24 protein-coding genes are annotated in these 24,587 nt (G+C 61.3%); 14 read left to right on the top strand and 10 right to left on the bottom strand.

Annotation, left to right across the window (positions count from 1 at the left end; genetic code table 11):
* Window positions 1–3,420 carry a TM0106 family RecB-like putative nuclease gene (locus WDZ78_RS18480; RefSeq protein WP_234941606.1) on the bottom strand — a complete coding sequence of 1,140 codons (3,420 nt, stop codon included), beginning with the start codon at window positions 3,418–3,420 and terminating at the stop codon, window positions 1–3.
* On the opposite strand from WDZ78_RS18480, the gene WDZ78_RS18475 reads away from it, so the two are divergent.
* On the top strand, window positions 3,419–4,408 hold the full coding sequence (locus tag WDZ78_RS18475; protein ID WP_113473258.1) for a helix-turn-helix transcriptional regulator: 990 nt from the start codon (window positions 3,419–3,421) through the stop codon (window positions 4,406–4,408). The two genes, WDZ78_RS18480 and WDZ78_RS18475, sit on opposite strands and share 2 nt — an antisense overlap.
* 391 nt (window positions 4,409–4,799) lie before the next feature.
* Here WDZ78_RS18475 and WDZ78_RS18470 read toward each other — a convergent pair whose 3' ends face one another.
* Genes WDZ78_RS18470 through WDZ78_RS18445 form a run of 6 tightly spaced genes read right to left on the bottom strand, consistent with a single transcriptional unit; the run spans window position 4,800 to window position 10,144 of the window.
* Entirely contained in the window at window positions 4,800–5,786 is a 987-nt protein-coding gene (locus WDZ78_RS18470) for a beta-ketoacyl-ACP synthase III (protein ID WP_425673850.1), read from the bottom strand.
* A 55-nt stretch (window positions 5,787–5,841) separates the two neighbouring features.
* Entirely contained in the window at window positions 5,842–7,137 is a 1,296-nt protein-coding gene (locus WDZ78_RS18465; RefSeq protein WP_425673849.1) for an adenosylmethionine--8-amino-7-oxononanoate transaminase, read from the bottom strand.
* Window positions 7,134–7,772, bottom strand: coding sequence for a dethiobiotin synthase (bioD, locus tag WDZ78_RS18460; RefSeq protein WP_425673848.1), 639 nt, complete (start codon window positions 7,770–7,772; stop codon window positions 7,134–7,136). The genes WDZ78_RS18465 and bioD overlap by 4 nt, the downstream gene beginning before the upstream one ends.
* Window positions 7,769–8,914, bottom strand: a complete 1,146-nt coding sequence (locus WDZ78_RS18455) for an 8-amino-7-oxononanoate synthase (protein ID WP_425673943.1) — start codon at window positions 8,912–8,914, stop codon at window positions 7,769–7,771. The genes bioD and WDZ78_RS18455 overlap by 4 nt, the downstream gene beginning before the upstream one ends.
* Entirely contained in the window at window positions 8,911–9,945 is a 1,035-nt protein-coding gene (gene bioB, locus WDZ78_RS18450) for a biotin synthase BioB (RefSeq protein WP_020010087.1), read from the bottom strand. The genes WDZ78_RS18455 and bioB overlap by 4 nt, the downstream gene beginning before the upstream one ends.
* Window positions 9,890–10,144, bottom strand: coding sequence for a hypothetical protein (locus WDZ78_RS18445; protein ID WP_425673946.1), 255 nt, complete (start codon window positions 10,142–10,144; stop codon window positions 9,890–9,892). The genes bioB and WDZ78_RS18445 overlap by 56 nt, the downstream gene beginning before the upstream one ends.
* A gap of 34 nt (window positions 10,145–10,178) precedes the next feature.
* Here WDZ78_RS18445 and WDZ78_RS18440 point away from each other — a divergent pair, with 34 nt between their 5' ends.
* From WDZ78_RS18440 to WDZ78_RS18400, 9 genes are all read left to right on the top strand, one after another.
* On the top strand, window positions 10,179–10,625 hold the full coding sequence (locus tag WDZ78_RS18440; RefSeq protein ID WP_425673847.1) for an acetyltransferase: 447 nt from the start codon (window positions 10,179–10,181) through the stop codon (window positions 10,623–10,625).
* A 101-nt stretch (window positions 10,626–10,726) separates the two neighbouring features.
* Entirely contained in the window at window positions 10,727–11,626 is a 900-nt protein-coding gene (locus WDZ78_RS18435) for an AraC family transcriptional regulator (RefSeq protein WP_425673846.1), read from the top strand.
* A gap of 83 nt (window positions 11,627–11,709) precedes the next feature.
* Window positions 11,710–12,642: a hypothetical protein gene (locus tag WDZ78_RS18430; RefSeq protein ID WP_425673845.1), complete on the top strand. Its 933-nt coding sequence runs from the start codon at window positions 11,710–11,712 to the stop codon at window positions 12,640–12,642.
* A 165-nt stretch (window positions 12,643–12,807) separates the two neighbouring features.
* Window positions 12,808–13,191: a hypothetical protein gene (locus WDZ78_RS18425; RefSeq protein WP_425673844.1), complete on the top strand. Its 384-nt coding sequence runs from the start codon at window positions 12,808–12,810 to the stop codon at window positions 13,189–13,191.
* Between the two features lie 87 nt (window positions 13,192–13,278).
* The gene (locus WDZ78_RS18420; RefSeq protein WP_425673843.1) at window positions 13,279–13,509 is read left to right on the top strand and encodes a hypothetical protein; all 231 of its coding nucleotides are present in this window, start codon (window positions 13,279–13,281) and stop codon (window positions 13,507–13,509) included.
* The gene (locus WDZ78_RS18415) at window positions 13,506–14,981 is read left to right on the top strand and encodes a TolC family protein (protein ID WP_020010093.1); all 1,476 of its coding nucleotides are present in this window, start codon (window positions 13,506–13,508) and stop codon (window positions 14,979–14,981) included. Before WDZ78_RS18420 ends, WDZ78_RS18415 begins: the two co-directional genes overlap by 4 nt.
* Window positions 14,982–14,995: 14 nt before the next feature.
* Entirely contained in the window at window positions 14,996–16,345 is a 1,350-nt protein-coding gene (locus WDZ78_RS18410) for a multicopper oxidase family protein (protein WP_425673842.1), read from the top strand.
* Window positions 16,346–16,388: 43 nt separating this feature from the next.
* Window positions 16,389–16,865, top strand: a complete 477-nt coding sequence (locus tag WDZ78_RS18405; protein WP_425673841.1) for a cupredoxin domain-containing protein — start codon at window positions 16,389–16,391, stop codon at window positions 16,863–16,865.
* 23 nt (window positions 16,866–16,888) lie between these two features.
* Window positions 16,889–17,173, top strand: coding sequence for a copper-binding protein (locus tag WDZ78_RS18400; protein ID WP_425673840.1), 285 nt, complete (start codon window positions 16,889–16,891; stop codon window positions 17,171–17,173).
* Window positions 17,174–17,261: 88 nt separating this feature from the next.
* Here the strand turns inward: WDZ78_RS18400 and WDZ78_RS18395 are convergent, their stop codons facing one another.
* On the bottom strand, window positions 17,262–18,098 hold the full coding sequence (locus WDZ78_RS18395; protein WP_425673839.1) for a phosphatase PAP2 family protein: 837 nt from the start codon (window positions 18,096–18,098) through the stop codon (window positions 17,262–17,264).
* Window positions 18,099–18,272: 174 nt separating this feature from the next.
* Here WDZ78_RS18395 and WDZ78_RS18390 point away from each other — a divergent pair, with 174 nt between their 5' ends.
* The 3 genes from WDZ78_RS18390 (at window position 18,273) to WDZ78_RS18380 (ending at window position 21,229) form a co-directional block, all read left to right on the top strand.
* Window positions 18,273–18,971 (top strand): response regulator, encoded by a 699-nt coding sequence (locus WDZ78_RS18390; protein WP_020010098.1) that lies wholly within the window; start codon window positions 18,273–18,275, stop codon window positions 18,969–18,971.
* A complete protein-coding gene (locus tag WDZ78_RS18385; RefSeq protein ID WP_425673838.1) occupies window positions 18,968–20,125 on the top strand; it encodes an ATP-binding protein in 1,158 nt (385 codons plus the stop codon). Before WDZ78_RS18390 ends, WDZ78_RS18385 begins: the two co-directional genes overlap by 4 nt.
* A gap of 150 nt (window positions 20,126–20,275) precedes the next feature.
* Window positions 20,276–21,229, top strand: coding sequence for a DUF535 family protein (locus WDZ78_RS18380; RefSeq protein ID WP_425673837.1), 954 nt, complete (start codon window positions 20,276–20,278; stop codon window positions 21,227–21,229).
* A gap of 30 nt (window positions 21,230–21,259) precedes the next feature.
* On the opposite strand, the gene WDZ78_RS18375 is transcribed toward WDZ78_RS18380, so the two are convergent.
* Window positions 21,260–22,780, bottom strand: coding sequence for an MFS transporter (locus WDZ78_RS18375; RefSeq protein WP_425673836.1), 1,521 nt, complete (start codon window positions 22,778–22,780; stop codon window positions 21,260–21,262).
* Between the two features lie 130 nt (window positions 22,781–22,910).
* Here WDZ78_RS18375 and WDZ78_RS18370 point away from each other — a divergent pair, with 130 nt between their 5' ends.
* A complete protein-coding gene (locus WDZ78_RS18370; RefSeq protein ID WP_003522061.1) occupies window positions 22,911–23,765 on the top strand; it encodes a LysR family transcriptional regulator in 855 nt (284 codons plus the stop codon).
* 20 nt (window positions 23,766–23,785) lie between these two features.
* Here WDZ78_RS18370 and WDZ78_RS18365 read toward each other — a convergent pair whose 3' ends face one another.
* Entirely contained in the window at window positions 23,786–24,397 is a 612-nt protein-coding gene (locus WDZ78_RS18365) for a 3'-5' exonuclease (protein ID WP_425673835.1), read from the bottom strand.
* Between the last annotated feature and the right edge of the window lie 190 nt (window positions 24,398–24,587).

The raw sequence follows: 24,587 nt of genomic DNA, 5'->3' as shown, positions 1-24,587 counted from the left end.
TCAGAAGCTGTCACCCCCATATTCGCGTAACGTGCAGAGTGCGTTGACCAGCGCGATTTCCTCGATCGTCCGGCACGGAGTCTCAAGAAGCGCTGGAGCGGCAAATACCATCGCTGCGACTTGGGCACGCGAGACTGCCACGTTGATCCGGTTCAGCGAGAACAGGAATGCGATGTCGCGCGGCAGCTCCTCGCCGCTCGAGGTTGTCATGGACACTAAGCATATGGGCGCTTCTTGGCCTTGGAAACGGTCGACCGTGCCGACCCGGACCGTCCCCGGCAGCCGCGCCCGTAACGCGTTTACCTGTGCGTTGTAGGGCGCAACGACGAGGATATCGGCATGACCGACGATACGCTCGCGACCATCTCTGTCGCGATATGTCGAGCCTTCCACCTCCGCGATCCGTGCAACAATGGCGTCGATTTCCTCAGGGCTGACCTGCGAACGGCCGAAGTGTGCGACGGCACGCATGCCAGCGCCGACCAAGTCGTCGCCCCTGCGGGAGACGAGCGTCTGGCCGCCGGCCTCCTCGTCGCTCCTTAGTCGGCTCTCGTAGACTGCCGTCGAGATGTAGCCGCATACCCGCGGATGCATGCGGCGACTGATCGGCATAAAGACACCACGGTCGGACGGCACGACCCGATGGCCGTCGATTAGGTATTCCAGACACGACCTGCCACTGTCACCGGGATGGCTGCCCTGCAGTGGTTGCGGCAACTGCATAGGGTCGCCGACAAGCACGATGTTGCGAGCGCAGCGGGCCATGGCGAGGATGTTGGCGATTGAGACCTGCCCTGCCTCGTCGACGACAAGGTAGTCGAAGGCGAAATCAGCGTAGCGAGCGAAGTGCCAAGCAGTCGCACCGACCACGTGCGCCGTCGCGATCTCTGGCGCGTCGTTGTCGTTAACGACGACAATGCCGGGGTGCCCCTCGTCATCGCCGTCATCGGACGCCTTCTGGACGACGCGGCACGCCACGCCCTCTGAGCGTGCCCGATCGACCACCGCCTCGAGGAGGTTGCTGATCGCCTTATGGCTGTTGGATGAGACCGCGACGCGCTTGCCCGCGCGGACGAGGTCCACGATCGAGAGCGCGCTGACGAAGGTCTTGCCGGTGCCCGGCGGGCCCTGGATCGCGAGCGTCGTTCCCGCCATCGCCGCGATCGCGCGGCTAGTCTCGATGGGAAGGTCGCCATCGGTCGGAATTACACTGACGGGTCGCAGGCCATCGACAAATACCGGCGGCGACTGCGTCAGCAGATGCTCGACAGCCGGGAGCCGGCCGGTGTTGGCGATGATCTCCTCGGTCACCGCAGCGACTGCGTCTTTGAGGACGCTGTTGCGGAGCGGCTGCGGCGGTATGAGGTCGAGCCTGTCGGGAAGCGACCCTTTCGCCGTCGAGCGCCGTAGCACCAGAGTGTTTGCCTCGTGGTTAATGGAACGGAGGTTGACGTCCTCGGGCATAGCCGCCGGCTTCACGCACGGCGACTTGCCCGCGCGCAGCTTCGTTTCCTGCGGCGGGAAGCGGTAGGTACGCTCGAACGACTTCGCGGTGACTTTTACAGGCTCACCTATGGCCTCAAGTCCCTGAATACACTCGAGGTCGTCAAGCAGTTCCTCGCTTTCCTGCGCGAGGCGGTCGAAGATCGCCCACCAGGTCGGCTTGTCCTCGCGCTTGTGGAACTGGCTGAGGTCAAGGAGCAAGTCGGCAACGCGCTCGCCGAGCCGCGCGCGGGCCGGCTGCAAGCGCGTACGCAGCACCGCGACCTCCTCGTCCTCGGCATCGACGTTGGAGAGATTGCCATCCTCGGGCATGGCGCCGAGCATGGGCCACGGCATACCTGCCGGGCGCACGTCGCGGATCAGCCAGTCGCGGAGCATTTGCGTCGAGACGCAGTCGGTGCGGTTGTAGTCTTGTATCTCGTCGAGAAGTCGCTGCTCCCGCGTCTGCCGCCACTCCTCATAGAAGACGACGCTAGCGCCGGCGGTCGCGACGTCAGCCGCCCGCTTCTCCATGTAGAAGGCCTCGAGGTCCTTGATTGAATAGCCCTTCTCGGACGCGACCATCCCGCCAGCGACCACCTTGAACAAATCAACAAAGCGCCGCTCCCGCTGGAGCTGGTCCATCGCTGCCTCGCCGGTGCGGTGCTGCGCGGTTAGCCGACGGAGCGCGGCGATCTCATAGTTGGCGTAGTGATAGACGTGCGCGTTCGGGAAGTGCCGTATGCGGTCGACGAGGAAAGCCAGCAGGTCAGCGGCGGCGCGGCCCTCGTCCTCGCGGGTATGCGCCCAGAAGGCCCGGAACTGCCAGTTCGCGCCCTCACGATACCAGACGCCATGAAGGTATTCGAGGCCGCCCGGAAAGTAGGGATCGCCCTCGATGTCGTAGAAGATGTCGCCGTCGTCGGGGGCGGGAAGGAGGCCGAAGCCCATGCCGGGTTCCGCGTCGCGCAGCTCGAACGAGGGTGGGCCGCCAGCGCGTCGCGCCGACTGGAGGCGCGCCTGCGCGACCAGTTTGCGCTGTGTCTCGGCCGCCATCCTCGGGACGCGCTCACCGCGGGCGGCGAGGCCTGCCATTGTGCTCACGCCGACCGCCTCAAGCTTCTGGCGTTGCGACCGGCTGATTCCGGCGACAAGTGCGAGGCTGTCTTCCACCTCCCACTGCTTCCCGCACAGGTCGCTCCAGCGACAGAGCGCGCATGCCGACACCGGCTCGGGTCGCGTCTCGGGCCGTTCGACGAGGAACGTCTCTAGCAAAAGGCGGGCGTGGCGCGCATAGGAGGATACCTCCGAAAGACGCACGGTGAAGCGGCTGCCGTCGCCAAGCTGCAGATGGGCCGCCTCGGGCGCCACCCCCTGCACCTTCGCGATCAGGTCGCTGTAGAGGCAGAGTTGAAGGACATGTTTTGGGTCGGGCTTACGCTTTAGCTTGGTGTCGACGACCTCGTATGACCAGACGCCGAGATCGGACGGCCGTTCGACACGCTCGAGGAAGTCGCTGTAGCCGCCCCATGCGCCATCGAGCAGTGCGCCCTGGAAGATGATGTCGGGTCCATCCCGCATCGCATCTAGGGTGAGGCGCACAGACTCTTCGAGCGGGATTCCATCCTTGGGTATCTCGACGACCCGGCGACCGCTCGCCTTGATCTGCTCGAGGAACGCGAGCTCGTGCTCATCGCCCTGACGCTGCAGCAATTCGGCCTCGGTGCCGTCCTTGCGTGGCTCAAGGTCGCCGACTTCGATCAAGCGTAGGTCGAGTGCGGTCGCGTGCCGACAACCCTTAAAGCGCATCAGGTCAGAGGCCGAGAGCCTCAAAGCGTCGTCTATCTTACGCATGCGCATTTCCCTTTCCTTATGCGCATTCCCCTTTCCTGCCATATAGCATATAAGGGTGACAAAAGCTGTCGTGGTGATTTCCATGTCGTTTGCGAAGGCTCAGGAACTGCTCAAGCTCGCAATGATGGCGACGCGCCGGAGTGGCGTATCGCTGGAGGAGATCGTCGAGGAATGGGGCTGCTCCCATCGCACCGCGCAGCGAATGATGGAGGCGCTCCAGGCCGCATTTCCCCAGACCGAGTCCGAGGACGGAGAGGACCGCAAGCGCCGGTGGCGCATCCACGCTAAGGCAATCGCGCCGTTGCTGACTCCGTCGGCCGAGGAACTTGCAGCCATAGCCACCGCGATCAGCGAGCTCGAGGCGCAACATATGACGGCGGAGGCTGCGATGCTACGACAGCTTCAATCCAAAGTCCGCGCGCTCCTACCACCCGGCGCCGGGACTCGGCTCGCCGTCGATGAGGAGGCGTTGCTTGAGGCGCTGGGCCATGCAGCCCGTCCCGGCCCCCGGCCGGCAATCAGCAGCGAGGTCGATGCAGCGATCTCGGAAGCCCTGAAGGGGCCATTTTTGCTACGAATCGTCTACCGCAAGCGTACCCAGGACAAGCCGAGCGAGCGCGTTGTCGCGCCGCACGGGCTGCTGCTCGGCGTGCGTCGCTATCTCGTTGCCCGCGACATGGCGAAGAAAGGCGGGGGGCTCCAGCACTATCGTGTAGAGGAGATATACTCAGCCGAGGTCCTGGGCGAGAGCTTCGAGCTCGACCCCGGCTTCAGCATCCGCGCCCACGCCGAGAAGGGCTTCGGCTCTTACGAAAGCGCCGCCGAGCATGGCGACGTCGTGTGGCGCTTCAGCCCTGACGCTGCGCCGCACGCGAGACGGTTCGTGTTTCACCCAACGCAGACTGTCGAGGAGGAAGCAAATGGCTCGTTGCTGGTCCGTTTTAGGGCTTCGGGCCACCTTGAAATGTGTTGGCACCTCTACTCGTGGGGCAAGTCGGTCGAAGTGCTGCAGCCAGCTAGGCTGCGGGAGATGGTGCATGGCCATCAGCGGGAATTTGATGCGCTACCCTAAACACCACTGCTGGGCTCGTCCGGCGATACCCGCGCCTGGCAGATTAACGTCTGCCTATTAAAGTTCACCGCTACCGCCCCCAACTCGGTCGCTCATTGCGAGCGGGTTCGTTCGATGGCGTAAAGCGGCCATCCGCGCGGCGACCGCAGGACGGTGAGCTTCGGCCTCGAAGCGGAAATTATTTCCGCTCCACACCCATATTGACTGATGCCCAAAGCCAGGGCACAAAGGTGGCATCCACGGCCGCTCGCGATGGAAAAACAGAGGGAATTCAAAGGCGATTTCATTAAGTCTCTGAAATCATGTGAGAATCCAGGTTCCCCAGCCAAATTTCTCCAAGTAAAATCAGGTTCTTGAGTTTGGAATGGTACGCGTCATGGCGATGCCTTGTTCAAACGCGATAAACGACCGCTCCACCAGACATGCCCGCGCCCGCAGCCGTTAAAAGCAGGGTTTCGCCTTGCACAAAGGGCCGTTCGGCATTGGTAATGGACAGCGAAAGCGGAATGGTTGCGGCGGAGGAATTGCCGAAGCTTTCTATGGTGCGAACCGTCTTTTGCCTGTTGATACCGAGATTGCCGCAGACGGCGTCAAACATGCGGGCATTGGCCTGATGGGGCACGAAACGGTCGATGTCGGCTGCCGCCATTCCGGCCTCATGCAACACCCTTTGCGAGGTCTCCGTCATCAGCGTCACGGCGCGGGAAAAGACTTCGCGGCCATCGCGCATTGTCATCAGCACCTCTTCGGCGGATGTATCAGCGGAGAAAGGCTGGTTACTGCCTCCCGCCGCTATCTGGATCAGCTCATAACCGCCGCCATCCGCAACGAGATCGGCCGACAAAAGCCCGCGCTGCGCCTCTCTGCACGGCTTGAGTACGACAGCGCCGGCGGCATCGGCAAACAGGACCGCGCTTGCCCTTTCCGCCGGATTGATACGGCGGCTCAATATATTGGCGGCAACGATAAGGACGGCGCGGCCATGGGTGCGGACAAAGCCATCCGCGAGGGTGAGCGCATAAAGAAAGCCGGAACAGGCTCCGGCGAGATCGATCGCACCAGATCGTGTCAGGCCCAGCCTGTGTGCCAGCAGCGGCGCCGAGGGGGGCAAGAGGTGATCCGGCGTGGAGGTCGCAAGCAGCGTCAATGCGATGTCGTTGAAGCCGATTTCCGCGTTTTCCAGCGCCATGCGGCCGGCTCTCGCCGCAAGGCCGCTCAACGTGTCGCCCTCTTGCGCCCAATAACGCGTGCGGATGCCGGTACGCCGCTCGATCCAGCCGGCTTCCAGCCCGAGATTGGTTTCTATCTCGGCATTTTCGACACATCTTGACGGAACGGCATGACCAAAACCGGCCATGCGGGAAGAACGGGTCTGCATTGTCAGGGCTTTCGGAGACGGTTCTGGAACAGGCTGAACATGCCGCACCCTGCTTTCACGCGATGCCGGCCGCAGGCGATTTTGGCGATGCGGTTTCGGTGACGATCCCGGCCACCTCGTCGATGGCGTCAAAGGCGCTGGTCAGATCTTCCCCCGTCGAACAATAGGGCGGCATCAGATAAAGCACATTGCCGAGCGGGCGGATGACGAACCCGCGCTCGCGGAACAATTGCCGCATGCGCGGCCCCGCCTCGGCGAGATAACCGCCGGCAGGCACCACGAGGTCAAGCGCCGCGATGGTCCCCATTTGCCGAATACCGGTGAAACGCCGGTCATCCGCAAATCGCCGGAGATTGTCGCGCAGCATCTGTTGCAATTGCCCGATACGCTGAAGCACGGGCTCATCCCGCCAGACCTGAAGATTGGCGACAGCGGCTGCACAGGCAATCGGATTGGCCGTATAGGAACTGGAATGGAAAAAGGTCTTGCGGCGATCCGTTGAAAAATGCGCATCGAAGATTTCCGCCCTGCACAGCGTTGCCGCGAGCGGCAGCGAGCCGCCCGTAAGCCCTTTGGATGTGCACAGTATATCCGGCGAAATACCCGCCTGTTCGCAGGCGAACAGAGTTCCGGTTCTACCCCAGCCCGTCATCACTTCGTCTGCGATGACGAGGCATCCATGGCGCTCAGCGATCTGTTTCAGCCCGGCCAGTATATCCGCGCCGTACGTCTTCATGCCGCCGGCTCCGAGCACCAGCGGCTCGATCAGCAGAGCGGCGATACGGCCCGAACGGCAGAAACTCTCGAACATGTCCAATGTCTGCTGTTCGCCGCCCGCTTGCGGAAAAGCCAGCCGGTCGACGCCGAAGAGCAACGGTTCGTACGCGGCATTGAACACGCCGCGCTCACCTGTTGACATGGCGCCGATCGTATCGCCGTGATAACCATGCTCCATCACCACGATACGGTCGCGCTTTTCTCCGCGATTGTGGAAATATCCCAGCGCCATTTTCAGCGCCACCTCAACCGCAGTCGAGCCGCTATCGGAATAAAACACATGGCTTAGCCCGGCGGGCGCAAGCTCGATCAGCCCGCGCGCCAACGCTTCGGCGGGTTCATGGGAAAACTCGGCGAAAATGACCTGGTCGAAGGCTTCTGTCGCGGCGCGGATGGCGGCCATGATCGCGGGATGCCGGTGCCCGTGGGTGATGACCCACCAGGAGGAAATGCCGTCGAACAGGCGGTTGCCGTCCTCATCGACGAGAAATGCGCCTTCCGCCGATACGACGCGCTTCATCGGCGGTTCCAGCCCATGCTGGGTGAAAGGATGCCAGACAGGGGAACGGCTCATGCCGGCGCCTCCAGAAAATCAGCAAGATTGAAGTGTCGGGCAAATGCCTGATGCAGCGCCTCTGATGTCATCTCCGGCAGGCGCGGCAGACGGCCAAGCGGGCGAACAGCGCCGACATTGGCGATGACGCGCTCATTTTCCCGGTTCTCGTCGCCGATGAAGACCACGCCCTGCACCGGAATGGCGCGCCGCCGCAACGCCTCGAGCGAGAGCAGCGTGTGGTTGATGGTGCCAAGCGAGGTCCTGGCGCACAGCACAAGCGGAATTTGCCAGCGGGCGAAAATATCGGCGAACAGCAATGTGTCTGTCAGCGGCACCAGAAGCCCGCCCGCCCCCTCGATGACAAGAGGTCCATCCGTTTGCGGCGGCAGCAGCCGCGAGGGATCGATCGTTGCATTCTCGAGGCGGGCCGACAGATGTGGCGAAGCCGGCATTTTCAGGCGATAGGCCTCCGGCAGGATGCGCGCGCGCGGCACGCCACCCAGCCGTTCCACCGTCTCGCTGTCTGTTTCTTCCTCCAGCCCGGATTGCACGGGTTTCCAGTAATATGCCTGCAGCGCGTGGGTCAGCGCTGCGGAAAAAACCGTCTTGCCGATGCCCGTGTCGGTGCCCGAAATGACGAAACGAGGGCTCATTTCCGCTCCTCCGCCAGCGAAAGGGCGAGCAGCCCGATCATATCGGCGATCTGGCTTTCATCCACGTTGAGCGTGATGGCGATGCGCAGGCGCGCCGTGCCCTCCGGCACCGTCGGCGGGCGGATCGCCCGCACATCGAAACCACCCTCCCGCAGATGCGCGGCGATACGCAGCGAACGGGCATTGTCGCCGATCATCACCGGTAGTATCTGCGAGCCGCTGGGCGCAACGCCTACCCGGGAGCGAAGCTCTTCGCCGGCAAAGTTTACCAGCTCCGCCAGCCGCAAGCGCCGCCACGGCTCATCGGCGATGATGCGCAGGGCTTCCCGTACCGCCGCAGCCATCAGCGGCGAAGGCGCGGTCGAGTAGATGAAACCGCGGGCGCGGTTGACTAGGTAATCGGCAAGAACCGCAGGCAGGCTCAAAAGCGCGCCGGAAAGGCCGAGCGCCTTGCCGCAGGTATGCAACGCCACCACATTGCCACGGCCTTCCAGCTCCGCGGCAAGGCCGCACCCGCCGGGGCCGAATACGCCGGTCGCATGCGCCTCGTCGACGACAAGGAAGCCTTCGTGTTTCCCGGCAAGATCAGCCAGGGCCGCAAGCGGGGCACGGTCCCCATCCATGGAATAAAGGCTTTCGACGGCGATCCACGGACGACCCCGGCCACCCTCCCGCCGCCAGCGGATTATTTCCCGTTCGAATGCCTCGACCTGATTATGCGGCACGGCGATTACCTTCGCCTTGCCGGCCGCAATGCCGTCATGGACGCTGGCATGGATCAGGGCGTCGTGAAGGACGAGGTCTTCCCGCAGCGGCAATGTGGAGAACAGCGCGACATTGGCGGTAAAACCGCTGCCGAAATAGATTGCTTTTTCAGCCCCGAAAAACGCTGCCGCTTCCGCTTCCAGCGCCTCATGTTCACGGTGGTTGCCGCGCAGCAGCCGCGATCCGCCGGCGCCTGCCGGCACGCCCCTTCCGATGGCATCGGCAAATGCCGCCTTCAACCGGGGTGAATCCGCAAGGCCAAGATAGTCGTTGGAGGTGAAATCGATCCCCTCCTGGGGAGCAAGCGCGCGCAGCCGCGATTTGCGCTGCAGGCCGGCGAGCTTTGCCTCATAGGGAGAGAGCGCCGCGAGATTCACCGGCACCCGCCCGCCTCCCCAGACTGCAATTCCGTGGACTGCAGTTCCATCGGCTTCAGACCCAGCCGGCGGAAAAGCGCCGTGTCGTGGTCTTCACCCGGATTATCCGCCGTCAGCAGGGTTTCGCCGATGAAGATGGAATTGGCGCCGGCCAGGAAACAGAGCGCCTGTGTCTCATCGCTCATCTCCGTGCGCCCGGCCGAAAGCCGCACATGCGAACGCGGCATCAAGATACGCGCCAGCGCGATGGTGCGGACGAAATCGATGGGATCGACGGGGTCGGCATTGGCGAGCTTCGAGCCGGGGATCGGGATCAGCATGTTGATCGGCACGCTTTCCGGTGGAACCGGCAGGTTGGCGAGCGTCACCAGCATCGAGATCCGGTCTTCCACCGTTTCCCCCATGCCGAGAATACCGCCGGCGCAGACCTTGATGCCGGCATCGCGGACATTGGCAAGTGTTTCCAGCCGGTCCTCGAAGGTGCGGGTGGTGATGATCTGCGAATAGAACCGCTCTGAGGTGTCGACGTTGTGGTTGTAGTAGTCGAGACCTGCATCGGCCAGCTGTTCTGACTGTTCCGGCGTCAGCATGCCAAGCGTCATGCAGGTTTCCATGCCGAGCGCCTTCACGCCCTCGACCATCGCCACCACCGCCTCCATGTCGCGCTCCTTGGGATTGCGCCAGGCAGCCCCCATGCAATAACGGGTCGCTCCGCCTTCCTTCGCCTTGCGCGCCTCGGCCAGCACCCGCTCCACCTCCATCAGTTTGGAGGCCTTGAGACCGGTGGGGTTGCGCGCGGACTGGCTGCAATAGCCGCAATCCTCCGGGCAGCCGCCGGTCTTGATGGATAAAAGCCGGCTCATCTGGATGGCATTGGGATCAAAATGACAGCGATGCACCTGCTGGGCGCGGAACAGGAGATCGTTAAAAGGCAAATTATAGATAATTTTAGCCTCCTCAAGCGACAAGCCATTGCTAAAACCCGGAATCGGAGCTGGATTTCTGTCGATTTGCGTAGCGATCTGGTCCATCTGTCGATCTTCCTCTCAAAATAAATAGATAGAAGTTCTTTTTATCTATTTTTTTCGAGCCGCTTTTTGCAAGCACTTTTTTCGAGAAAATTTTCCAACGGGAGAGATGGGCGGCAGATGCAGGATCAGAATCGCCGGGGTTTAACGCTGGAATCCAGTGAATACGCAGATGCTCACGGAAAAGATCGGGCCGGCCCATGGCGTGAAAACTCCGCGCTTGCTAAGGGTGAGGCATGATCACACTTCGTCCCTCCGAGAGCCGCGACGCTTCCCGCATCCTCGATATATGGAGCAAAGCCGTCGACGCCACCCACCAGTTCCTCCTGCCGGCGGATCGCGCCGCGATCGGGGAGGAAGTCGACGCTTTCCTGCCACAGGCGCCGCTGACGCTGGCCGTCGATGATTCTGACCATGCTCTCGGCTTCATGTTTCTGCATGAAGGGCATATGGAGGCGCTTTTCATCGATCCGGACCATCATGGCCAGGGCATCGGCAAGGCACTGGTCCAGTGGGCGCTTGCGCTTCATCCCGCGCTGACCACTGACGTCAACGAACAGAACACCGAGGCCATGGGTTTTTATCGCCGGCTGGGATTCGAGCCTACCGGACGCTCCGACCTTGACGGACAGGGACGACCCTACCCGCTCGTTCATCTTCGATTTCGCACAACGGAAAAATAGGCCGCCGGGATCGTCGGGGGGAGGACCGAGCCACGAACACCATAGTCCGCTTCGCAACCGACGATTTTCTGCCCGAACACCGCTTCGACCAATGGCGCGAAGTGCGCGGCAAAAGCCTGTTTGGCGTGACGATCGAGCTTGCGCGGGATCTCCGCCACAGCTTCAGGGGTTCGTTTCAGGCGCACGCCGTCGCCGGCGCCGTCGTAACCGAGATGCGCGCTTCCTCTTACCGGGTGAACCGCACCGAAGCCGATATTGCCCGCATTGCCGGCGACAGCCTCTGCATCGGCCTGCAGGTCAAGGGTTCGGGGTTTCTGCATGCCGGCAGGGATCAGGTTCACGCCGTCGGCGGCGGCGATATCACCATCAACTATTCCGACTTGCCCTATGATGCGATACCGGGAAACGAGGCGGATTTTCACTATAAGATGTTGAAGATCCCCGTGGACTACGAGGTCATGCTCGGCCAGGCCACCGATGACCTGTTTGCGACGCGTTATGCGGAAAATAACAGTTTCTCCCTGCCCTTCCGGGCCCTTTTCAACGCGCTGAACGCCGACCCCGGCAGGCTCATCGATCCCGCACGCGATGTCACGCATATCGCCCGGCTTGCCATGACGGCGCGCGGGCGGCTTTCGCCCGCCATGCCGGAGGTGCGCGCCGCGCTCAGGACCGGGCTCTGTTATGCCGCCCAGGACATCATGATGCGCAAAAAATCCCGGCAGAACCTCACCCCTGCCGCGGTCGCGAAGGAACTGGGCATTTCGCTTCGGCAATTGCATGTGGTTTTCGAGGGCGCCGAACTGTCGTTTTCCCGCACGCTCTCCTCCATGCGGATCGAGGAAGCGCGGCGGTTGCTGCTGGCGTTCCCGGCTCTGCCGGTCACGGAGATCGCCTATGGCTGCGGCTTCGACAGCCTTGCAACATTTTACCGTGTGTTCGCCGGCGCCTATGGCATGACGCCCGGTGACGCCCGCGCTGCGGATATGCCGCCGGCGTAAAATTTCACCTCTGCGCGCAATGAGAAGACGCGCCATTTCAGCTCCTGTAAGGCCGCTAGACCATCCCATTCCGGAGCGCGGCCATGACCAATTTTTTCGACTTTGCGATTTCCCGACTGCCGGCCGTCGTCGCCGATGGCCGCGGTCCGGCACCCTGCGAAATAGAGGCGATGCTGCAGAAAGAGCCCTTCGCGGCCGCGCTGCGGCTGCTATCGGGCAGCTTCATCGCCCTCTACGAAGGCTCGCCTGAGATGACCGCGCTCTTCGCAACACGCCAGAACCGGCTTCTTTGCCATGCGCTTCTGGCGCTCTATTTTCAGAAATGCGGGGACTGTGAAACGGCGACGGGAGAAGCTGCCCTGACACGGGAAGATTTCGGCCATCTGGCGCTCCGGCACGGGCTTGCCAGCCATAACGTTGCCTATGCCTTCTTCAAAGAGGCGCTGAAACGCGGAATGACACGCCCGGTCGACCAATCCGGCAACGGGCCGGGCATTGGGGTGGCGCCTTCAGCCCCGGCGCTGGCGATGCTCACCCAATGGTACGACGTGCATTTTCAGGCGCTGGATCTGCTCGATGAAGGCTTCAGGGCATCACGCTTCATCAGGCGATCGGAAGCCCTGCTTCCCCATATCCACCCCCGTGTATCACAGACGTTTCTGTCACATCCGGAGGTGCGCTGCCCCGGCCCGCTTTCCATCATTTTCAACTGGTTCGATGCGGGCGGCCTGCTGATGGACCGCCTTGTCGCGGGCGTCGACTGGGAAAGACCGCCCGAACATGGCAGGCGTCTGACCGATGTGGAAACAGTGACAGAGCTCGCGGCCTCCCTCTCCCTGTCGCGTATCCATGTCGGCCGCAAGCTCGCCGCGGCCGAACTGATCGGCGGCATCGGCTGGAGCGGCCGGCGCGGCCGTTCCGCGCTCTGGATTTCGCAGGGTTTTTACGAGGAATATGCCCGCATGCAGGCCCGCAAGCTTCTCATTCTCGATGATGCCTTCATCGACTTCGCGTGAGCTGCGGGCAAACTGCACGCTTTGCCATTCGACTGGAAGGTTTGGCTCCGCGTCAAGCGCGACATAAAGGCTTTCGTCGATGGTTATGAGGGATATCCATTGACAAATCACAGGACTGCAGCTTTTCTATCCAGCATGCGTGAGATGTTGCGAGCATCGAAATTGATGGCCCTGTTGTTCAGACTGGTGATGATCCTGTCACTGGCGGGCTATAGCGTTTCCACTGTCAATGCCGCAATGCATCCTGCCGAAGCCGGTGGAATGCAGCACGATCAGTCCGCCATGATGGATCACGGCGCGATGATGGACCATGGCGGTTCAGCCATGATGTCCGATAATCATGATTACAACGATATGACCGCCGAGCATGATAGCGGCGCCCAAAAAACCGCAAAGCCCCAATGCTGCGGCGATTTCTGTCTCGGCATGGCGGTCCTGATCAGCCACGACACCACTGGCAGACCCGTCGTCAACAGCATCCGCTCCTTCCTTGACGACAGCAAGGCGCTGGGCCAGACCCCGCTGCTTCACCGTCCTCCGAATATCTGAACAGGCAAAGCCCGCCTTTGGGCAATGACCGTGCGTGAGCGGCTTTAGCGCCGTCGCGCCGTTGCATCTCCTGTTTGGAAAATATCCATGAACCCGATTTATATTGTGGTTGCAGCGCCCCTGCTTCTGGGCGGCTGCACAGCCACATCCCTGATGAACGACGCCGCCTCCTATGACGATGCGGCAACCCCGACGCTTGGCGCGGGCCCCATTCGCTATCAAACCCCGGTTGCGGGTTACACACACCGCGCGCCGGCGGACCCGAAGCCCTGGCGTAACCAGAACGATGCGCAGGCTCCGAAAGGAGACGCATCATGACGTTACGCACGTTCAAGCTCGGTGCTAAACTCGCGGCCACCCTTTGCCTGCCGTTCCTTCTCGGCGGCTGCGTCACAGCCGCCCAATATGCGTCGCGCGACGCCGGTTTCACCAATGTTTCGGCCAGAACATCCGAGGCGACGGGAAAGCAGGCGGTCTGGGTGCAGAACCGCACCGAGGCGCAGGCGACGCAGGCCCGCGTCAAATCGCTGATGGCCGCCGGCAAAAGTCTCGATGTCGAGACGGCGGTGCAGGTTGCGCTCCTGAACAACAAGGGCCTTCAGGCGGCCTATGCCGATCTCGGCGAATCCGCCGCCACCGCATGGCAATCGACCATGCTGGTCAATCCGCGGATCGGCATCGGGCTGACGGGGATCGGCACCCCGGGGCTCAGGGCCTACAAGGCGATCGAAGGTGTCGTCGTCACCAATATTCTGGCGCTCGCCACCCTCAAGAAAAATGTCGAGATCGCCGATACCGGTTTCCGCAAGGCGCAGCTTGGCGCCGCGCTGAAGACGCTGCAACTCGCGTCAGATACCCGTCGCGCCTGGATTACCGCCGTGGCGGCATGGGAAAATGTCGGCCAGCTGGCGCAGGCGCAGACCGCGGCGGATGCCGCCTCGGAACTTGCCGTCAAGCTTGGAGAAGCCGGTTCGCTCAACAAGGAAGGTCAGGCCCGCGAGCAGGTCTTTTATGCCGAACTGACCGGCCAGATCGCCAAGGCGCGGCTTGAGGCCCGTCTTGCCAAGGAGGAACTGACGCGGCTGATGGGGTTGTGGGGCGCCGACATCGAATACACCATTCCCAACCGCCTGGCCCCGCTTCCGAAAGCGCTTGCCAAACGGGACATGATCGAGGCCGAGGCGCTGCAGCGCCGCGTTGACCTGCAGATGGCCAGGCTCGATCTGGAGGCGACCGCCCGGTCGTTCAAGCTCACCGAGGCTACCCGATACGTGACCGATCTCGAAATCCGCTCGGGCTTCGAGACCGAACGCGAGCTGGAGGATGGCGAAAAACACAAACAGACAACCGGCAACGCCGAGCTGGAATTCGTCATTCCGATCTTCGATTCCGGTCAGGCGCGCATGCGGGAATCCGAACTCGCCTATATGCGCGCGGCAAACCTGCTCGCGGAAAAGGCGGTCAACGTTCGCTCGGAAGCCCGCTCGGCCTATCAGGCCTATCGCTCAAATTACGACATCGCCCGACACTACCGCAACAGCGTGGTGCCGCTGCGCACCAAGATCGAGGAGCAGTCGCTGCTGACCTATAACGGCATGATCACCAACACTTTCGAACTGCTCGCCGACAGCCGGGAAAAGGTCAATTCGAGCCTTCTGGCCATCAATGCCAAGCGCGACTTCTGGCTCGCGGAGGCCGGCCTCGCTCCCGCCATCTACGGGGGAGGTACGGGTGCTGCGGCAGGCGCGGAGACCGAGGTTGCCGCCGCTGGCGGCGGTGGCGGACATTGAGAAAGGAAATCACCATGTTCAATAGAAGAAACTTTCTGGGTGTCGGCGCCGCCATGGTCTCCTCGGCGGCCTGGGCGAAAACATCAAACAGCAGCCTGCCGGAAGCAGCCGTGATGGAAACGGCTGCGACCCAGGCCCCGGTCAAGCCCAGCACCGGCCCCGATTACAACCCCGTGGTCACCTTGAACGGCTGGACCCTGCCCTTCCGGATGAACAACGGCGTCAAGGAATTCCACCTTGTCGCCGAGCCGGTGGAGCGCGAGATGGCGGAGGGCATGACCGCCCGCCTCTGGGGCTATAACGGCCAGTCGCCCGGGCCGACCATCGAGGCCGTCGAAGGCGACCGGGTGCGTATTTTCGTCACCAACAAGCTGCCGGAACATACGACGATCCACTGGCACGGCATGATCCTGCCGTCCGGCATGGACGGCGTCGGCGGGTTGTCGCAGCCGCATATCCCGGTTGGCAAAACCTTCGTTTACGAGTTCGATCTCGTGAAATCGGGCACCTTCATGTACCACCCGCATTCGGACGAGATGGTGCAGATGGCGATGGGCATGATGGGCTTTTTCGTGATCCACCCGAAGGACCCGGCATTCATGCCCGTGGACCGCGACTTCGTGTTCCTCATCAATGCCTTCGACATCGACCCCGGCTCCTATGTGCCGAAGATCATGACCATGACCGACTTCAATCTGTGGTCATGGAACAGCCGGGTGTTTCCGGGTATCGACCCGCTGGTGGTTTCCAAGGACGACCGCGTGCGTGTGCGTGTCGGCAATCTGACCATGACAAACCACCCGATCCATATGCACGGTTACGATTTCGAAGTGACCTGCACGGATGGCGGCTGGGTGCGGCCCGAGGCGCGGTGGCCGGAGGTGAGCATCGACATCCCCGTGGGTGCGATGCGCGCCTATGAATTCGACGCCAAATATGTCGGCGACTGGGCGATCCATTGCCACAAGTCGCACCACACGATGAACGCGATGGGGCATGATGTCCCGACCTTCATCGGCGTCGACAAGAAGACGGTCACCGAAAAGATCCGCAAGATCCGGCCGGAATATATGCCCATGGGCACCGCCGGCATGGCCGATATGGGCGCGATGGAAATGGAGATTCCGGAGAATACCGTACCGATGATGACGGGTTGGGGTCCGCACGGCCCCATCGAAATGGGCGGCATGTTCTCCGTGGTGAAGGTTCGCGAAGGCATCTCCGCGGGCGATTACGCCGATCCCGGCTGGTACGAAAACCCGCCCGGAACCCAGGCCTGGGAATGGACCGGCGAGTTGCCGGATACACAGAAAAACACCGACCCCAAAACGCAGATCACACCTCAACCGATGAAACACGGCTGATTGCGCAGACCAACAACCCCATCAAAATCAAGGAAGATACAGAATGACCAAATTGAAACTTGCATTGCTTCTCGCCACTCTCGCCACGCCAGCCCTTGCATCGGGCACCCACGGCGGCGGCCATGCAGCGATGGCGATCGGCGAACCCGGCGACAAGGCCAAGGTGACCCAGACCATTCAGGTGACGATGAAGGAAACGCCCGACGGCAAGATGCTGTTCACGCCCGCCAAGTTCGAATTCAAGAAGGGCAAGACGGTTCGTTTCGCCGTGAAGAATGTCGGCGAACTGGACCATGAATTCATTCTTGACGAACAGAAGGCCAATCTGGAGCACAAGGCCGCCATGGAGAAGGCTCCGGAGATGGAACACGACAATCCGAACGCCATCAGCCTCGCGCCCGGCGAAAGCGGTGAAATCGTCTGGAAATTCACCAATGACGGCATGTTCGAATTCGCCTGCCTGAAACCCGGACATTACGAGGCCGGCATGCGCGGCGATCTCAAAGTTTCTGCAAAATAATCCAGCAACAAAGGAATCTGACCATGAAGACTATCGTTAAAATCACCGTCGCAGCAGCGCTCCTGCTCGCCGCTCCCCTCAGTGCACTCGCAGAGGAATTCACCAAGGGAACGGTCAAGAAGGTTGATGCCGCGGCCAAAAAAGTCACCATCATCCATGAAGAACTGAAGAACCTCGACATGCCGGCCATGACGATGGTGTTCCGCGTCAAGGACGATGCGATCCTCGCCAAGCTCAAGGAAGGCGCCAATATCGAGTTCATCGCCGAACGCGCCGACGGCAAGCTTGTGGTCGCACAGGTGAAATAAGGCCTTAGCAGCCGGTCCAAAAGAAACAGAAAGGGCAGCGGTTTTCCGCTGCCCTTTCTGGTATTGGCGTCAGGACGTCCTGCGGACCCTAGTGTTCGGCAAATGGCCTTGATCCCGTGGCGGGCCGCGACCCGCCGACCTTGCGCGCGAAGGCCGCGTCTATCGCCTGCCGATTGTTCACGAACGGCCGCTGGAGCAGAAGGAACACCGCGAGCATCAAGGGCCATGCAATCAGGACATCGGAGAGGAAGTGAGCGCCCATCGCCACCCTGTTCAGAGAGACAATCACGATAAACGGCGCCAATATTGCGGCGCCTATCAGGCGAAATTTCTCTGGCAGGAGGATGATGAAGGCCAGGAGGGCGACTGCGGACGCGCTTTCACCGGAAGGAAAAGAGCAGTTTCGGGCGCAGCCGCCATTGAGGGAAAGAACCGGTGTAAAAAACAGCTCTCCTCCGAACTCTGCGAGATGTCTTGGCCTTGCCCTGCCGAACAGGTTTTTCAGGGCATGCACCGCGGCGCCTGGTCCAAGAGCAAAAAAGACCATAATAAACAGCAACTTATGTGGCGGAAAAAGTCGTACCAGGCCGCCCGAAAATGGCATGGCGAAAAGCATGCCCGCAAGTCCTGATAACAAGACCGCCGGAAGCATTCGGTTCAGATCGCGGACGGCAATCAGGAACTCGTCCTCGCCGAGGGTGAAACCGTCCGCCCAGAATTGCCGGCTCACTTCAAGATCGATATCCGGCCTGATCGTAAAGACGATCATCATCGCAAGGGCGACCAGAAGGGCCTGCAGAGAGGGGCTGCCGACGGCGCTCGCCAATGCCTGACGGACGACAAAGACGGCGTTTGCGCGAAATTTGGACCGCCGGGTCCAATTCCGCTTCTTTTGGTGAGTTTTACTGGCGAGAGACTGGTGCATGACCAGTTCTCTTCCGCAGAAATGTCAAGGCATTGCGGAGAAAGACGCAAGACTGCAAGGAAAGCGGTGCGCATTGGCTTTATTAAAGGATGGAGGCCCTTGCCCGACGTTTCGCATCCGCTTAGCGTCCAGCCGCCACCACAGCCTATATATAAATAAATTTGCAGGTTCAGCATGGACAAAGGGCTTATTCTGATCGTCGAAGACGACCCTGACATCATTCAGATTCTGGACGCCTATCTCATTCGCGAAGGATACAGAACCGTCAGAGCCAGCGATGGAGAAACGGCGCTGACCCATTTCTCCATGTTGAGGCCGGATCTGGTTCTCCTCGATATCCGCCTGCCGAAATTCGATGGCATCGAGGTGTTGAACCGCATCCGGCGGGAACGGGAGACGCCCGTCATCATGGTCACCTCTCTTGCGGAGGATATGGACAAGCTGACCGGCCTTCGCCTCGGCGCTGACGATTACATCGTCAAACCTTTCAATCCGCATGAATTGATCGCCCGGGTGAATGCCGTGCTGAAACGCACGCGACAGCCGGGCTCCGGCGGGGTTTTGCGTTTCGGGGCCATAGAAGTGGACACCGAAGCTTATGTCGCAGCCGTCTGCCATGGTGGGGAGCGGGCCGTTCTGCCCCTGACGCTGAGCGAGTTCCGGATCCTCGCCCATATGACGCGTCGTCCCACCCACGCCTTTCAGCGCGCCGATATCCTCGACGCCTGCCTGCCGGAAAGCGATGCGCTGGCGCGCACCATCGACACACATATCGCCAATCTGCGCAAGAAACTGACGGATCATGGCGCCTGCGGTTATCTGGTCTCGGTGCGCAGCGTCGGTTATCGGCTGGCCGGGGAGCAGAAACCATGAAGCCCTGGCGTCTCCGCCTGCGCACGATGACGGCGATCACGATCACCACGATGCTCATCTTTGCCGTTGCTTTGGTCTATTTCGGCGTTTCCTGGTATGCGGACAACATTGAGGAGCGCATCATCGCCCAGCTGTCGCCCGATGCCGCCAAGGCCTTCTCGGATATCGACCTGGGCATGATGCCGGATCAGCGCCAACTTCAAGCCCTTGTCGAGGTTTTGCCGGGCCTGGAGGATCAGGCAGATAACGAGCTCATCAAATCGGTGTTCGTCTTCGGATTGATCGGTGTCTTCCTGTGCAGCTTGCTTGGTTATTTCATATCCCGGCGCATTGCCGCACCTCTCGGCGAACTTGCTGATGCCGCGCGGCGCATGGCGACCGGCAACTTCAGCGGCGGCGCAAAAATCAAGGCGAGCCCCATCGCCGAAGTCGCATTTCTGGTCGACAGCTTCGAGACCCTGACGCGGGAACTTCAGATGATGGAACGCCGGCTGAAGTTCAACACGATGGCGGTTGCCCACGAGCTGCGCACCCCTCTCACGATCCTGCGGGGCCGTTTGCACGGCATCGCGGATGATGTCTTTCCCCTCGACAAGCAAGCCATTCGCCACCTCATCGTCCATGTGGAGGGGCTGGCGCGTCTTGTTGACGATTTGCGCACTCTTTCGCTGGCGGAAACCAACAGCCTCGTCAAAGACACCGAGCCACTTGATCTCGCCGCCGAATGCGCGGCGGTGGCGGAAGCGGCGCGGCCACTGATGGATGAGGTCGGCATTGATCTCGATATGTCGCTGGAGCCCGCTCCCGTTTGCGGCGACCGACAACGCCTTCGGCAGCTTCTGTTGATCCTGATGGATAATGTGCGCCGCTACGCGGCAAGCGGCGGGTTTCTTCGCTGTTCGACCGGGCTTCAGGACGGGCGCGCCTTTGTCGCGATCGAGGATAAGGGGCCGGGCTTTCCCGCTGGCGTCGAGGCGCACGGCATCGAACTATTCTGGCGGATGGAACCGTCGCGCGCGCGCAAAACCGGTGGCACAGGTCTCGGCCTGTCGATTGCCCGCGCAATCGCACAGGCGCATGACAGCGATCTGCAGATAAAGGCGCGTCCGGACGGCGGAACTATCGTGACGGTTGTCTTTGGGGAAACCTCCTGAAATCTCCCGGCCAACCGTCTCTTTGCGGTTGCCTGTTTTGCGCTGAGGCAACAAACCGGTCTTCACGTAGGGCAGGCCGTTTCTCGACAGAATCTTGACAATTCCAGCGCATGCCCCGGCTGAACGCCATGTTCTGCCGGAAGCCCATTTATGTCGCGCATTCAAGATGCTGCCGTTCTGGCAGAGAAACTCCCGGTCACGGATGATGTGGCCCAGACGGTTTCGGAAACACCCCGTTTTTTGTTGTTCTGGAGAATTATGACCTTTGCCCGGCGCGCCTACTGGAAGCGGGCGGTCCTTTTCTGGCTGCGTTTTGCGGCCAATCCATTGGTCACCTTTCGGTGGTGGCGGTTTCTGGCGGATTTTTCAGCAGAGCGAAAATTGCCGCTCCCGCATGACGACCTTCTCCAGAAACCCCTGTCGAAACTCCTCATCAATAAAGTTTCCCGGAAGAGACGGCTGGCTTTTCTCATGGATAATTTCGCAATTGCGGACCTGCATTTTTCCAGGAGCGTCATGGCCGGGCTGTGGGCGGGAAAAACCATTGATATGGGCACGGTTCGCGGCCGGAACGATGAATATCGATGCATCCTGGCGCTCGCGGATTGCTGCGGCGGCCGGCACGAGGGTGCTTTTTCCGTCAGACTCATTCGCAGCCATGACAACACCATTCTCTGGACAGCAACATTCACTTTCGTTGAAGGGCGCGAGACACAGAACCACACGATTGTCGTTGGCGGCATGCAGGGTCCGCGCGCCGCGAAAGAGCAAATGGTGTCGATGACGCGCGACCTCTCGGGGCTTCGTCCGAAGGAGGCTGCACTCATGGTTCTGCAAGGCCTCGCCGCCGAGGATGCACATGACTATTTCGCTGTCGCCCATTCCAGGCACCCCATCCGTTACCGGCGCGCCCGGCGGCAAAAAATGATGGTTTCGGACATCGATGCATTCTGGCGGGAACGCTCTGGCGAGCCGGATGAAATATTCGGTTTCAAAGTACCTTTCTCCAGCCTTGAGGGTGGAGATAAACGCAGCCATATGAAGCTCACTTTTTTCAACCTCGGCAAACGTCTCGCCGAGGTCAGAATAAACGAAAGCGCCTGAGGCTCGTCCCAGGTTGCCTCGGACTTCGCGCTAACCATGAGCAGGTTTTCGCGCCGGACCGAAGATCATGAAACTGATGGCGGCAAGGAACCAGACGCTGATGCCGGCATAAAGCATGACCAGACCAAAACCGTCCGCAAGCGCCTGATGGACGAGCTCTTGCGAAACACCCTGCGCAGAAGTGCCGGCGGTGCCCGCCGCGATCTTTTCCGCAAGCGACTGCAACGCCCCGATATCCGCAGCTGATGGCAGGTTTGCCCGGAGCGAAGCCCGGACGCCCTCGACCAGAATGAAACCCATGATCGGGATATTGATGGCGAGCGAGATCATGCGCGCACTCATGTCGATACCTGAAGCCATGCCGGAACGGGCGGGGGAAACCGCCCCCGTGGTGGTGTTGGTAACAGGCGTATTGGTCAGTCCTAGCCCGATACCGGCAAGGACGCAGCCGGGCAGCATGGTGAGCCAGCTCGCATTTTCGATGCCGCTTCCCAATTTCATCAGCATGAAACCGAGGCCGATGGTGAATAGCCCGGCCGGAATGACAAGGCGCGGCTGGTAGCGCAACGACAGGCGCTCCGCCAAAGGCGGCACCACCAGCGCCGGCAGCGTATAGGCAAGCAGGCCGAGGCCGGCGGTGACGCTGTCATAACCGAGGCCCGCCTGAAACCAGATCGGCAAATAGATCATGAACGGCCAGAAGCTGATATTCATCGCCGCCGAACCGATGATCGCCCCGGAAAATGGCCGGATGCGGAAGACGGAGAAGTCGAACATCGGCCGCGCGTTACGCTTTTCAGCGATCACGAAGGCGATGAAGCTCGCGACAGAAATGCCGAGGATCAGAAGCGCTGCCGGGCTCGCAAAACCGAGCTCGGGTCCTTGGGTGATGAAAAAGGCGAGGCAAAAAACGGCAACCGAAAGCGTGACCATGCCGGTAAGATCGAGACGCGCCGCTTCCGGATCGCGTGATTCTCCCACACCGCCGGCGGCAAGCAGCCATGTCCCCACGCCAAGCACGGTGTGAACGAGGAACACCCATTCCCAGCTCCACAGCGCAACGATGGCGCCGCCGATGATCGGGCCGAAACCCAGCCCCACGCCCGAGACGATGCCCCACCAGCCGAACGCCATGCCGCGTTCACGGGCCGTGCGGAACTGATGCGACAGGATGGCGATCTGGCACACCAGCATCGCGCCGCCGCTCAGTCCCTGCAGGAAACGCGCGCCGATCAGCACCGAGACGTTTTCCGTCATTCCGCAGGCGAGAGAGGACAGCGAGAAAGCGAAGATGCTGGCGATGAAGACACGTTTACGGCCGAAGCGATCGGCCAGCGCCCCCGTCCCCATCAGCACCATCGTCACGCCGATGGTATAGGCATTCATGATCCACTGAAGCTGCCGGAAATCCGCGTGCAGCACCTGTTCCAGTGTTGGCAGGATCGCCGGAACGCTGGAAATTTCCAGTCCGAACATCAGGGCGGAGAGACAGACGGCAGCGAGCGCCATGGCGCTTCTGCTGCCCGCTGGGGCGGTAACGGCAAGGGTCATTCTTCAGCCTTTCAAGGGTCGGTTCACCACTGCGAGAACCGATCTGTGGAGGAGGCACGCTAGACAAAGCTTGACCATAACTGAATTGGATGATTGGCTATTTCAGAGACAACAAATCGGAATAATCGATATGAGCACGCTGGATGTGGAGGCCGTCGAGGCCTTCGTCACCATCGCCGATATGCAGAGCTTCACCCGCGCTGCCGAAGCGCTCGGCACCACACAGGGCGCCATCAGCGTCAAGCTCAAACGGCTGGAGGACAGGCTCGGCCAGCGGCTGCTCGAACGCACACCGCGCTCCGTGCGGCTATCCGCACAGGGTGCGGTATTTCTGGCGCCCGCCCGCGAGTTTCTCGCCGCGCATGATCGGGCGCTGGCGGGTCTTTCCTCGCCGCGCCGCCGCTTCGGCCTTGGCATTGCCGCCCACGTGGCGGGACCGGAGGTTCCGACCCTGCTTGCACGTCTAAACGACCACGACCCCGGGCTTACGATTGAAGTACGCATGGATCATTCCAGATCCCTGCTTGATGCCTTCGACCGTGGGGAGATCGATGCGGCGATCATCCGGCGCGAAGACGACAGGCGCGACGGCGAGGTGCTCGGACCGGAACATTTCGGCTGGTATGCAACCCCGCAATTCGAACACCGTCAGGGTGAACCGCTGCGGCTGGCGGCGCTCTCACCCGCCTGTGGTGTGCGTGACATCGCCACCCGCGCCCTGGATGCGGCTGCGATTGCGTGGACCGAAGTGTTTCTTGGCGGCACATCGTCGATGGTGACCGCAGCCGTCTCGGCCGGGCTTGCGGTTTCCGCCTTCTCCTCCCGTCTTGCACCACCCGGCACGGTGGAGGTCAGCCAGCGTTTTGGCCTGCCGCCCCTGCCCTCCACGGAAATCATCATGTTCTCGACCCTGACGGACAGCAGATCCCGGGAGGCGCTGCGCACGCTCGCCGCAGCCTTTCGCGAGCATCGGCCGGGATCGTGACGCAAGCCGCCTGACATCGGCTAGGCGCCGAACGCTTCCGGCGGCAGCTTTCCGCCCTTCAGGAGATGTTGCAGTGTATAGGAAACCGAAAGCGCGTCATCGAGCGCATCGTGTCCCTGCAATGGCGGATGCTCGACGCCGTAATAATCGGCCAGCCTGTTGCTTGGCGTTTTTGCCAGATCCTCCACCGGCATTCCCGCTGCAAGCAGAAGTTTGACGGCATTGTCGAAACGGCCGGCGGGCATGGGCGGCTGGATGCCGGCGACATAACAGCTGATCGCCACCATGTTCAGCTCGTCCTTGCCCCATGACCAGCATCGGGCGCCTTGCGTGAAACTGTCGAAGCTTGAAAGGGCCTCCTGCAAGGGAACGCCTTCCGCTTCGATGATCTCCTCGGTGATACCCGTCAGCCGGGTGAAGAAAGGATCGATCGCGTATCTTCCGCCATGGCGGTCGATCGGAGATATATAGGCTTTATAGGTCCCCAGAAGCGGAAAATCGCCCTCCAGCCCGAGCTTGACGGCGCCGATCTGCGCGATGACCGGATCCGGGTCATGGGCCGCGCACCAGAACCTGCGCTGGGACCCATCGAGGCAGAGGAACTCGCAGTCGAATATGATCGCCTTTTTCATCCCCAGCACTCCCGTCCACATGTCAACCGCGGCAAGGTCGCTCGGCCCAACGTCGCGACCACGCGCAAACCATAGCATTCTTAACGAGGCGCGCCATCATGTGCGGGTGCGCCGGGAAGGCGCCGCCTCGCTTGCAAATTAATGCCGCCTGCTTGTCGACAATTCCCGGCGGAAAATTTAGCATCGAAAG

The sequence above is a fragment of the Agrobacterium sp. M50-1 genome (assembly GCF_049843495.1).
Taxonomy (GTDB): domain Bacteria; phylum Pseudomonadota; class Alphaproteobacteria; order Rhizobiales; family Rhizobiaceae; genus Agrobacterium; species Agrobacterium radiobacter.
This window is presented reverse-complemented; position numbering and strand designations above follow the sequence as displayed.

Bases quoted from the DNA above. Each gene is read 5' to 3' on its own strand.
- WDZ78_RS18475 (WP_113473258.1), top strand. From the start codon at position 3,419: ATGTCGTTTGCGAAGGCTCAGGAACTGCTCAAGCTCGCAATGATGGCG.
- WDZ78_RS18480 (WP_234941606.1), bottom strand. From the start codon at position 3,420: ATGGAAATCACCACGACAGCTTTTGTCACCCTTATATGCTATATGGCA.
- WDZ78_RS18470 (WP_425673850.1), bottom strand. From the start codon at position 5,786: ATGCAGACCCGTTCTTCCCGCATGGCCGGTTTTGGTCATGCCGTTCCG.
- WDZ78_RS18465 (WP_425673849.1), bottom strand. From the start codon at position 7,137: ATGAGCCGTTCCCCTGTCTGGCATCCTTTCACCCAGCATGGGCTGGAA.
- bioD (WP_425673848.1), bottom strand. From the start codon at position 7,772: ATGAGCCCTCGTTTCGTCATTTCGGGCACCGACACGGGCATCGGCAAG.
- bioB (WP_020010087.1), bottom strand. From the start codon at position 9,945: ATGGACCAGATCGCTACGCAAATCGACAGAAATCCAGCTCCGATTCCG.
- WDZ78_RS18445 (WP_425673946.1), bottom strand. From the start codon at position 10,144: ATGGGCCGGCCCGATCTTTTCCGTGAGCATCTGCGTATTCACTGGATT.
- WDZ78_RS18440 (WP_425673847.1), top strand. From the start codon at position 10,179: ATGATCACACTTCGTCCCTCCGAGAGCCGCGACGCTTCCCGCATCCTC.
- WDZ78_RS18430 (WP_425673845.1), top strand. From the start codon at position 11,710: ATGACCAATTTTTTCGACTTTGCGATTTCCCGACTGCCGGCCGTCGTC.
- WDZ78_RS18425 (WP_425673844.1), top strand. From the start codon at position 12,808: ATGGCCCTGTTGTTCAGACTGGTGATGATCCTGTCACTGGCGGGCTAT.
- WDZ78_RS18420 (WP_425673843.1), top strand. From the start codon at position 13,279: ATGAACCCGATTTATATTGTGGTTGCAGCGCCCCTGCTTCTGGGCGGC.
- WDZ78_RS18415 (WP_020010093.1), top strand. From the start codon at position 13,506: ATGACGTTACGCACGTTCAAGCTCGGTGCTAAACTCGCGGCCACCCTT.
- WDZ78_RS18410 (WP_425673842.1), top strand. From the start codon at position 14,996: ATGTTCAATAGAAGAAACTTTCTGGGTGTCGGCGCCGCCATGGTCTCC.
- WDZ78_RS18405 (WP_425673841.1), top strand. From the start codon at position 16,389: ATGACCAAATTGAAACTTGCATTGCTTCTCGCCACTCTCGCCACGCCA.
- WDZ78_RS18400 (WP_425673840.1), top strand. From the start codon at position 16,889: ATGAAGACTATCGTTAAAATCACCGTCGCAGCAGCGCTCCTGCTCGCC.
- WDZ78_RS18395 (WP_425673839.1), bottom strand. From the start codon at position 18,098: ATGCACCAGTCTCTCGCCAGTAAAACTCACCAAAAGAAGCGGAATTGG.
- WDZ78_RS18390 (WP_020010098.1), top strand. From the start codon at position 18,273: ATGGACAAAGGGCTTATTCTGATCGTCGAAGACGACCCTGACATCATT.
- WDZ78_RS18385 (WP_425673838.1), top strand. From the start codon at position 18,968: ATGAAGCCCTGGCGTCTCCGCCTGCGCACGATGACGGCGATCACGATC.
- WDZ78_RS18380 (WP_425673837.1), top strand. From the start codon at position 20,276: ATGTCGCGCATTCAAGATGCTGCCGTTCTGGCAGAGAAACTCCCGGTC.
- WDZ78_RS18375 (WP_425673836.1), bottom strand. From the start codon at position 22,780: ATGACCCTTGCCGTTACCGCCCCAGCGGGCAGCAGAAGCGCCATGGCG.
- WDZ78_RS18370 (WP_003522061.1), top strand. From the start codon at position 22,911: ATGAGCACGCTGGATGTGGAGGCCGTCGAGGCCTTCGTCACCATCGCC.
- WDZ78_RS18365 (WP_425673835.1), bottom strand. From the start codon at position 24,397: ATGAAAAAGGCGATCATATTCGACTGCGAGTTCCTCTGCCTCGATGGG.